The following is a 9,307-nucleotide window of genomic DNA, read 5'->3' as shown; positions in this document are numbered from 1 at the left end:
ATAACTCGGGGGCTTGTCGGCGGCGTGGGTTACGTTCGGATCGTGAACGCAACCAGCTTCGAAGGCGCCCCGGACACGAGCTCCGACCTCACCCCCGGCCGGATCGTCCTGCTCACCACCAGCCACCGTGTCGCGCCCGGCCTGCTCTCCTGGCCGGCGTGGCAGGCGCTGCGCACCGCCGACCGGGTGCTCTGCGCGGACGGGGCACACCCGCAGCTGCCGTATCTGCGCGAGGCGGGGATAGCCGTGGCCGAGGAGTCCCCGACCGCCGAGGAACTGGTCGATGTGTGCGCCGACGGGCACACCGTGGTGGTCGTCGCCACGGGCGAGGGCGAGCCCGGGCTGACCGACGGCCTGGCCCGCCTCGCCGGCACCGGACGCGTCCGGATGCCGGAGCTGGAGCTGCTCCCCGCCTCCTACGACCTGCCGGGCGCCCGCCTCCTCGACCTCGTGCAGGTCATGGACCGCATCCGTGCCGAATGCCCGTGGTCGTCCCGGCAGACCCACCAGGGCCTGGCGAAGTACGGCATCGAGGAGGCGTACGAACTCGTCGAGGCGATCGAGGACGGCGACCGCGACGAGCTGCGCGAGGAACTCGGTGACGTCCTCCTCCAGGTCGTCTTCCACGCCCGGATAGCCGAGGAGGACCCGGACGCGCCCTTCTCGATCGACGACGTGGCGGCCGGCATTGTCGCCAAGCTCATCCACCGCCATCCGCATGTCTTCGGGGACGAGACGGCCTCGACGCCCGAGGAGGTCAAGGAGCACTGGCTGCGCACGAAGGCGCAGGAGAAGCGGCGGACGTCGGTGACGGAGGGCATCCCCCTGCACCAGCCCGGCCTGGCCCTCGCGGCGAAGCTGGCGTCCCGGGTGCGTACGGCGGGCCTGGAGGTGCCTCTGCCGAAGACCGAGGGCGTCGGGTACGAGCTGTTGGCGCTGGCGATACGGGCCGAGGCGGAGGGCGTCGACCCGGAAGCGGCGCTGCGGGCGGCGGCGCGGGCCTACCGGGATGCGATCAGGGAGACCGAGAGCGGGGGACAGGAGACCGACAGCCGGGGCCAGCGGACGGATTCCGACACAGCCGGGACCGGCGACTGACGTCACCCGCCGGTCGGCGACTGACGTCGCCCGGCGACCGATGCCGTCCCGGCGACCGATGTCACCCGCCCCTCCGCCTCCGGATACCGTCAACGGGTGACCAGCCAGCCCCACCGCCCGAGCCCCCACCAGGACGCCCCCGAGCTCTTCACGTGGGAGTTCGCCACCAACCCCTACCCGGCCTACGCCTGGCTCCGTGAGCACGCCCCTGTCCGCCGGACACGGCTTCCCAGCGGTGTGGAGGCCTGGCTGGTCACCCGTTACGCCGACGCCAAGCAGGCCCTCGCCGACCAGCGGCTCAGCAAGAACCCCGCCCACCACGACGAGCCCGCACACGCCAAGGGCAAGACGGGTATCCCCGGTGAGCGCAAGGCGGAGCTGATGACGCATCTGCTCAACATCGACCCGCCGGACCACACCCGCCTCCGCCGGCTCGTCTCCAAGGCCTTCACGCCCCGCCGCGTCGCCGAGTTCGCGCCCCGTGTGCAGGAGCTCACCGACGACCTCCTCGACCGGTTCGCCCGCAACGGCTCCGCCGACCTCATCCACGAGTTCGCCTTCCCGCTCCCCATCTACGCCATCTGCGACATGCTCGGCGTCCCCCGCGAGGACCAGGACGACTTCCGGGACTGGGCGGGCATGATGATCCGGCACGGGGGAGGGCCGCGGGGCGGGGTCGCGCGGTCGGTGAAGAAGATGCGCGGCTACCTTGCCGACCTCATCCACCGCAAGCGTGAGTCGCTCTCCGCCGAACCGGCCCCGGGCGAGGACCTCATCTCCGGCCTCATCCGTGCCTCCGACCACGGTGAGCACCTCACCGAGAACGAGGCCGCCGCGATGGCGTTCATCCTTTTGTTCGCCGGGTTCGAGACCACCGTCAACCTGATCGGCAACGGCACCTACGCCCTGCTCACCCACCCCGAACAGCGCACCCGCCTCCAGCAGGCCCTCGCCACCGGCGACCGCGGCCTCCTGGAAACCGGGGTCGAGGAACTCCTGCGCTACGACGGCCCGGTGGAGCTGGCCACCTGGCGGTTCGCCACGCAGCCGCTGACCATCGGCGGGCAGGACATCGCGCCCGGCGACCCCGTGCTCGTCGTACTCGCCGCCGCGGACCGGGATCCGCAGCGGTTCGCCGATCCGGACACCCTCGACCTCGCCCGCCGTGACAACCAGCACCTCGGCTACGGGCACGGCATCCACTACTGCCTCGGCGCGCCGCTCGCCCGCCTGGAGGGGCAGACTGCCCTCGCGACCCTCCTCACCCGCCTCCCCGACCTCCGACTGGCCGTGGACCCGAGCGAGTTGCGATGGCGCGGCGGCCTCATCATGCGCGGACTGCGCACGCTGCCCGTGGAGTTCACTCCCATCTCGTAAACCGGCCCCCCGGCCTCCCGGCCCCTCCAGCCCCCGGATTCGACCGGAACGCTCCACTCCGGCACCGAAAACGTGACACAACCTCAACTCTGTGATCTTCACGTGATCTGCGCGACGTTAACTTGTGACAAGTGATCGACTGCCGATACGTTCACCCATCAGCGCGACGTCGAACACCACCCGCCGCGCCGGTCACTGCTGTCTCGCGAAAGGTCCCCGCATGCTCTCCGGGAACGGTCGTCACCGTCGCCCCCGCCAGGCTCCAGCCCTCGTTGTCGCGGCCGGCGTGACCGGGTCCGCCATCGCCATCCCGCTCCTCGGCGCCACCGGCGCGAGCGCGGCCAGCGGCACGACGTGGGACCGGGTGGCGGAGTGCGAGAGCGGCGGCTCCTGGAGCGCCAACGAGGGCAACGGGTACTACGGCGGGCTGCAACTGTCCCAGGAGGACTGGGAGCGGTACGGCGGCCTCACGTACGCGGCCAGCGCCGACCAGGCCAGCCGTTCGCAGCAGATAGCCGTCGCCGAGCGGATCCTCGCGGACCAGGGTGTGGGCGCATGGGGCACCTGCGGACTCACCGCCGGTCTCAACGCGGACAAGGGTTCGGTCGACGTGGACACGGGTGTGGCCGGTGACGCCTCGTCGGACACTTCCGAGAGCCTGCGCAACTCGTTCGGCTTGTCCAACTCGTCCGGTTCCTCCAGCTCGTCCGGTTCGTCTGATTCGGCAGAGTCTTCGACTGAATCCACCATGCCGTCCCCATCGTCTGACTCGTCATCGAATGCGACGGACGGTTCCGCGAGCCCGACGCCCGCCGACTCCACTCCGGACAACTCTCAGGAATCCGACAGCTCTCCCACAGCCACCCCGAAGGCCACCGACTCGGACAACTCGGGGCAGAGTGAAGGCGATTCCGGCCTGATCGACACCGGTACGGGCAAGCATCGCGGCGACAGCGCCGACGAGGATGCCGCCGGCGCTCGTACAACCGAGTCCTCGGGGCGTCACGCCTCACGCGACAGCGCCTCCCCCCGCGATGCCGCCGACGGGTCGTACACCGTGCGCGAGGGGGACAGTCTCTGGGGTATCGCCGACTCCCTTGGCGTCCAAGGGGGATGGTCCGTGCTCTATGCGGACAACAAGGAGATCGTCGGCGCCGACCCCAACTACATCATCCCCGGTCAGACGCTGGATGTCGGGGTCGAACCGGGCGAAAAGTAGCGGGAGTTCACGTCCCACTTAGCGTCTAATGTCCGGTTTGGTGAAAGTGTGGGATGAGTCTCAGAGGCCCTGATCCTCTTTGAAATTCCGCCAATCGCGTGTCTACGGTCATGACCGCTCGCCAACGCGAGCCCCGGCTGCCGCAACGCCGAATCCTGCCAGCGGCCGTCCGGGAACAGTCGTCGCGTCAAGCGCCGTAGGCAGGAGCGGGGGACCCAAGGTAAGCGCCGCACCGGGCAGTTGAGCCCGTACGGCTTGGGGTGAAGTCACGCCTCCCCACAGGGGCGTGACCGGGCAACTCAACCGGCCCGAACCCGACAGCTCACCTCGCAGGCGTCGGTGAGGGGATCCATCCATGCTGTTTTCCAGCAAGGGCAAGCACCGTCGTCCGTCCAAGGCCGCTCGTGCCATAGCCGTCGTCGGTGTCACCGGCGCCGCCGCCGTCGCGGCCCCGCTGATGGCGGCCGGCAGCGCCTCCGCCGCCACCACCTCCGAGTGGGACGCCGTCGCCCAGTGCGAGTCGGGCGGCAACTGGTCCATCAACACCGGCAACGGCTACTACGGCGGTCTGCAGTTCTCCGCCTCCACCTGGGCCGCGTACGGCGGCACGCAGTACGCCGCCACGGCCGACCAGGCCACCAAGGAGCAGCAGATCCAGATCGCCGAGAAGGTGCTCGCGGGTCAGGGCAAGGGTGCCTGGCCGCACTGCGGCACGGGCCTGTCGAACGCCACGTACACCGGCGGCGGCGCGAGCGACTCCTCCTCGGAGGGCTCCTCGCAGAGCAGCACCGAGACCACCACCCGCTCGACCGAACAGCAGCCGGCCTCCCGTTCGCAGGAGCGCCCGGCGCAGAAGACCGTCACCACCCCGACCGGTGAGAAGGTCGAGAAGGGCGACGGCGAGTACAAGGTCGTCACCGGCGACACGCTCAGCACCATCGCCGCGGAGCACGACGTCGAGGGCGGCTGGGAGAAGCTGTTCCAGCTGAACAAGGACATCGTCGAGGACGCCGACCTCATCTACCCGGGTCAGCAGCTGCACCTGAAGTAATCCGGATCTACCCGGCCCGGCAGCTTCACCTGACCTGAAGTAATCCGGGCTTCGCAGACCCCGTGAGGGTCCCCCCGTCCCCACGGGCCCCCGCCCCGGTGCGTGTTCCCCCGTACGCGCCGGGGCGGGGCTTTTGTGTCACCGCTCGGGCCCTCGTTCTTCGCTCGGGCCCTCGTTCTCCGCTCGGGCCCTCATTCTTGAGGAACCGTCTTTGTTCCATTCGGAAACAATTTACGATCGGTTCCGTCCACGGGGTGGGCGACCGGCTGGCCGATCCCACGGAGCCGGTTAGGCTCGTCTCGCAGAGCCGCTGCGGTCCTGCTAAACCGCGTCACATCCACGAAGGAGATGCTCGTGCCGTCCATCGACGTCGTCGTAGCCCGGGAAATCCTGGACTCCCGAGGCAACCCCACGGTCGAGGTCGAGGTCGGCCTCGACGACGGCAGCACGGGTCGTGCCGCCGTCCCGTCCGGCGCCTCCACGGGCGCCTTCGAGGCCATCGAACTCCGCGACGGCGACCCCAACCGCTACCAGGGCAAGGGCGTCGAGAAGGCCGTCCTGGCCGTCATCGAGCAGATCGGCCCTGAGCTGGTCGGCTACGACGCCACCGAGCAGCGCCTGATCGACCAGGCGATGTTCGACCTGGACGCCACCGACAACAAGGGCTCGCTCGGCGCCAACGCCATCCTCGGCGTCTCGCTCGCCGTCGCGCACGCCGCCTCCGAGGCCAGCGACCTGCCGCTCTTCCGCTACCTGGGCGGCCCGAACGCGCACCTGCTGCCGGTGCCGATGATGAACATCCTGAACGGCGGCTCGCACGCCGACTCCAACGTGGACATCCAGGAGTTCATGATCGCCCCGATCGGCGCGGAGTCCTTCTCCGAGGCCCTGCGCTGGGGCACCGAGGTCTACCACACCCTCAAGAAGGTCCTGAAGAGCAAGGGCCTGGCCACCGGCCTCGGCGACGAGGGCGGCTTCGCCCCCAACCTCGGCTCCAACCGTGAGGCCCTCGACCTCATCCTCGAGGCGATCAAGGAGGCCGGCTACACCCCCGGCGAGCAGATCGCCCTCGCGCTCGACGTCGCCGCGTCCGAGTTCTACAAGGACGGCTCCTACCTCTTCGAGGGCAAGGCGCGCTCGGCCGCCGAGATGACCGAGTACTACGCCGAGCTGGTCGACGCCTACCCGCTGGTCTCCATCGAGGACCCGCTGTTCGAGGACGACTGGGAGGGCTGGAAGACCATCACCGCCAAGCTCGGTGACAAGGTCCAGCTCGTCGGCGACGACCTGTTCGTCACCAACCCCGAGCGCCTGGCCAAGGGCATCGAGGAGGGCGCCGCCAACGCCCTGCTGGTCAAGGTCAACCAGATCGGCTCGCTGACCGAGACCCTGGACGCCGTCGAGCTCGCCCAGCGCAACGGCTTCAAGTGCATGATGTCCCACCGCTCCGGCGAGACCGAGGACGTCACCATCGCCGACCTGGCCGTCGCCACCAACTGCGGCCAGATCAAGACCGGCGCCCCGGCCCGCTCCGAGCGCGTCGCCAAGTACAACCAGCTGCTGCGCATCGAGGAGATCCTCGACGACGCCGCGGTGTACGCCGGCCGCTCCGCGTTCCCCCGCTTCAAGGGCTGAGCAGGGCCTCGTAGGAAGCGTCGTACGTACGTCCCCGTACTCGGTCCCGTACCGTGTGCGGGGACGTACGCGCGTGTGTGACGGGAGTGGGAGATGGCCGCCAGGGACCGGGGTTTCTCCACCACGACCAGGATCCGGCTGCTCGGCGAGCAGACGGCCGCCCGCGTCTACCGCTCCCAGACCCGTCGCCAGGCCCGCCGCTCCCGGCTGACCGGCCGCGCCGCACTGCTCGCGCTCGTCGTCTGCTCGCTGGTGGTCGCCCTCGCCTATCCGATAAGGCAGTACGTCGCCCAGCGCGCCGAGATCGCCGACCTCCAGCGGCAGCAGGAACAGGCCCGGCAGCGGGTCGAGGAACTGCGCGACCTCAAGGCACGCTGGCAGGACGACGCGTACGCGGAGCAGCAGATCCGGCAGCGACTGCACTATGTGATGCCCGGGGAGACCGGTTACGTCGTGATCGACCCGGACGCGGCACAGCAGTCGCACGCCGACTCCGGGGCGGCCGACCGCCCCTGGTACGCGAACGTCTGGGACGGCGTCGACAAGTCCGATGCCTCCGACCAGTGAACACAAGAGAAAGAACGTCATGGAGACCCCCCCGCCGCCCACCCCGCGCACCGAGCCCACCGACGCGGACGTCGAGGCCTTCAAGCAGCAGCTCGGCCGGCCGCCGCGCGGGCTGCGCGCCATCGCGCACCGGTGCCCGTGCGGGCAGCCGGACGTCGTGGAGACCGCCCCGCGGCTGCCCGACGGCACGCCCTTCCCGACGCTGTACTACCTGACCTGCCCCAAGGCGTCCTCGGCGATCGGCACCCTGGAGGCGAACGGCGTGATGAAGGAGATGACGGCCCGCCTGGAGACCGACCCCGAGCTCGCCGCCGCCTACCGCGCCGCGCACGAGGACTACATCCGGCGCCGGGACGAGATCGAGGAGCTGAAGGGTTTCCCGAGCGCCGGCGGCATGCCGGACCGGGTGAAGTGCCTGCACGTCCTGGTCGCCCACTCGCTGGCCGCCGGCCCCGGCGTGAACCCCCTCGGCGACGAGGCCCTCGCCATGCTGCCGGAGTGGTGGCGCAAGGGCGCCTGTGTGACCGTACCGAACGAGGAGAACGACCAGTGACCCGAGTCGCCGCCATCGACTGCGGTACGAACTCCATCCGGCTCCTCGTCGCCGACGCGAACCCAGAGACGGGCGAACTGGTCGACCTGGACCGCCGCATGACGATCGTGCGGCTCGGCCAGGGCGTCGACCGCACCGGCCGCCTGGCCCCCGAGGCCCTGGAGCGGACCTTCGCGGCCTGCCGCGAGTACGCCGCGATCATCAAGGAGCACGGCGCGGAACGGCTCCGCTTCGTCGCCACCTCCGCCTCCCGGGACGCCGAGAACCGGGACGACTTCGTGCGCGGCGTCATGGACATTCTGGGCGTCGAGCCCGAAGTCATCACCGGGGATCAGGAGGCCGAGTTCTCCTTCACCGGCGCGACCAGGGAACTGGCGGAACACGACCATCTCCCCAAGCCCTACCTCGTCGTGGACATCGGCGGCGGCTCGACCGAGTTCGTCGTCGGCGAGGACCACGTCCGCGCGGCGCGCTCGGTCGACGTCGGCTGTGTGCGGATGACCGAACGGCACCTGGTCCGCGACGGCGTGGTCTCCGACCCGCCGACCGAGGAACAGATCGCGGCGATGCGGGCCGACATCGAGGCGGCCCTCGACCTCGCCGAGGAGACGGTGCCGCTGCGCGAGGCGCACACGCTGGTCGGCCTGGCCGGCTCGGTGACGACCGTGTCGGCGATCGCCCAGGACCTGCCCGAGTACGACTCGACCCGCATCCACCACTCCCGTGTCTCCCACGACAGGGTCCGCGAGATCACCGACTGGCTGCTGCACTCCAGCCACGCCCAGCGCGCGGCCGTCCCGTCCATGCATCCGGGGCGGGTGGACGTCATCGCCGCGGGGGCTCTCGTCCTGCTGTCGATCATGGAGCGGATCGGCGCGGACGAGGTCGTCGTGAGCGAGCACGACATCCTCGACGGCATCGCGTGGTCCATCGCCTGAACCGCTGCCACACGGCCGCTTCCCGGCCCGGGCGTCTGTGCGGATGCCCGGGGCTCCGGTGAGTCCCCACAGTCACTCCTGTCCCGCCAACTTCCCTTGGACTAAGCTCACATGTGCGAATCGAGGGATCACGGAGACTGATGTGACGGGGGATACGTCATGGGGGAGCCGCAGAGTCCGAAGGGCACCAGGGATCTTCGGGCGAAGCACGAGGACCTGACCAAGCTCGCCGACGATCTGAACGACATGCAGGAGTACCTGAACCGGCAGGTACGGCGCATGGACGGCATCGTCGACACCATCGAGGCGGGCTGGCAGGGTCCGGCGGGGTCGGCCTACCGGGCCTTCCACCGAGCCGCTGCCGAGGACGCGGTGCGCATCCGCGAAGTGATGGAACTGCTGGAGTCCGCGGTGCGGATGAGCCGGGACGGGTTCACCGAGCGGGAGCTGGAGGTACTGAACAGGCTCCGCCGGATCGAGGTGAACGTCGCCGGAGAGGTGGACCGGCTGTCCACGCCGAACCCGGCCGCCGCCGAGCCGCCGACGCGGCCGCACAGCAGCTTCGACGGCTTCTGACACTGCCGTACGGCATCCGCATCACCACGAATCGACTCCAGGCACGGGGGAACACATGCCGCCCAGCACCGATGACGACCACATAACCGTCGAGCTCGCAACGCTTCAACACCTGGCGGGCGAGTTGGAAGACATCCTCAAGCAGCTCAACGGCAAGCTCGACGACCTCTACGACCGGGTGGAACCGGTAGTGCTGTCCTGGAGCGGCGAGGCCCGCGAAGCCTTTATCGACAAGCTCGACGAGTGGGACCGCTCCGCACAGGACCTGAAGGCCTCACAGAAGTGGCTGCACG

At 69.8% G+C, this 9,307-nt stretch carries 10 protein-coding genes and 1 riboswitch; all 10 genes read left to right on the top strand.

Annotation, left to right across the window (positions count from 1 at the left end):
- Positions 1-42 precede the first annotated feature (42 nt).
- Positions 43-1,098 (top strand): nucleoside triphosphate pyrophosphohydrolase, encoded by a 1,056-nt coding sequence (locus ACTWQJ_RS38865; protein WP_443311147.1) that lies wholly within the window; start codon positions 43-45, stop codon positions 1,096-1,098.
- 96 nt (positions 1,099-1,194) lie between these two features.
- The gene (locus tag ACTWQJ_RS38860; RefSeq protein ID WP_443311146.1) at positions 1,195-2,475 is read left to right on the top strand and encodes a cytochrome P450 family protein; all 1,281 of its coding nucleotides are present in this window, start codon (positions 1,195-1,197) and stop codon (positions 2,473-2,475) included.
- A gap of 220 nt (positions 2,476-2,695) precedes the next feature.
- The gene (locus ACTWQJ_RS38855) at positions 2,696-3,694 is read left to right on the top strand and encodes a transglycosylase family protein (RefSeq protein WP_443311145.1); all 999 of its coding nucleotides are present in this window, start codon (positions 2,696-2,698) and stop codon (positions 3,692-3,694) included.
- Between the two features lie 182 nt (positions 3,695-3,876).
- A riboswitch (cyclic di-AMP (ydaO/yuaA leader) is annotated at positions 3,877-4,045 on the top strand.
- Positions 4,046-4,049: 4 nt separating this feature from the next.
- Complete coding sequence (locus ACTWQJ_RS38850) at positions 4,050-4,745, top strand: transglycosylase family protein (RefSeq protein WP_443311144.1); 696 nt, start codon at positions 4,050-4,052, stop codon at positions 4,743-4,745.
- Between the two features lie 354 nt (positions 4,746-5,099).
- Complete coding sequence (gene eno / locus ACTWQJ_RS38845; RefSeq protein WP_224738658.1) at positions 5,100-6,380, top strand: phosphopyruvate hydratase; 1,281 nt, start codon at positions 5,100-5,102, stop codon at positions 6,378-6,380.
- A 93-nt stretch (positions 6,381-6,473) separates the two neighbouring features.
- Positions 6,474-6,947, top strand: a complete 474-nt coding sequence (locus ACTWQJ_RS38840) for an FtsB family cell division protein (RefSeq protein ID WP_443311143.1) — start codon at positions 6,474-6,476, stop codon at positions 6,945-6,947.
- A gap of 19 nt (positions 6,948-6,966) precedes the next feature.
- Complete coding sequence (locus ACTWQJ_RS38835) at positions 6,967-7,500, top strand: DUF501 domain-containing protein (RefSeq protein WP_385262334.1); 534 nt, start codon at positions 6,967-6,969, stop codon at positions 7,498-7,500.
- A complete protein-coding gene (locus ACTWQJ_RS38830) occupies positions 7,497-8,438 on the top strand; it encodes a Ppx/GppA phosphatase family protein (RefSeq protein WP_443311142.1) in 942 nt (313 codons plus the stop codon). The genes ACTWQJ_RS38835 and ACTWQJ_RS38830 overlap by 4 nt, the downstream gene beginning before the upstream one ends.
- A 159-nt stretch (positions 8,439-8,597) precedes the next feature.
- Positions 8,598-9,014, top strand: a complete 417-nt coding sequence (locus ACTWQJ_RS38825) for a WXG100 family type VII secretion target (protein WP_443311141.1) — start codon at positions 8,598-8,600, stop codon at positions 9,012-9,014.
- A gap of 55 nt (positions 9,015-9,069) precedes the next feature.
- On the top strand, positions 9,070-9,307 hold a 238-nt coding region (locus ACTWQJ_RS38820; RefSeq protein WP_443311140.1), incomplete at its 3' end, for a WXG100 family type VII secretion target.

Source organism: Streptomyces sp. KR55 (assembly GCF_052245645.1).
GTDB classification, from domain to species: domain Bacteria; phylum Actinomycetota; class Actinomycetes; order Streptomycetales; family Streptomycetaceae; genus Streptomyces; species Streptomyces flavusporus.
The sequence above is the reverse complement of the archived record's forward strand: the minus strand, read 5'-3'. Positions and strand labels throughout refer to the sequence as shown.

Bases quoted from the DNA above. Each gene is read 5' to 3' on its own strand.
- ACTWQJ_RS38840 (WP_443311143.1), top strand. From the start codon at position 6,474: ATGGCCGCCAGGGACCGGGGTTTCTCCACCACGACCAGGATCCGGCTG.
- ACTWQJ_RS38835 (WP_385262334.1), top strand. From the start codon at position 6,967: ATGGAGACCCCCCCGCCGCCCACCCCGCGCACCGAGCCCACCGACGCG.
- ACTWQJ_RS38850 (WP_443311144.1), top strand. From the start codon at position 4,050: ATGCTGTTTTCCAGCAAGGGCAAGCACCGTCGTCCGTCCAAGGCCGCT.
- ACTWQJ_RS38825 (WP_443311141.1), top strand. From the start codon at position 8,598: ATGGGGGAGCCGCAGAGTCCGAAGGGCACCAGGGATCTTCGGGCGAAG.
- ACTWQJ_RS38855 (WP_443311145.1), top strand. From the start codon at position 2,696: ATGCTCTCCGGGAACGGTCGTCACCGTCGCCCCCGCCAGGCTCCAGCC.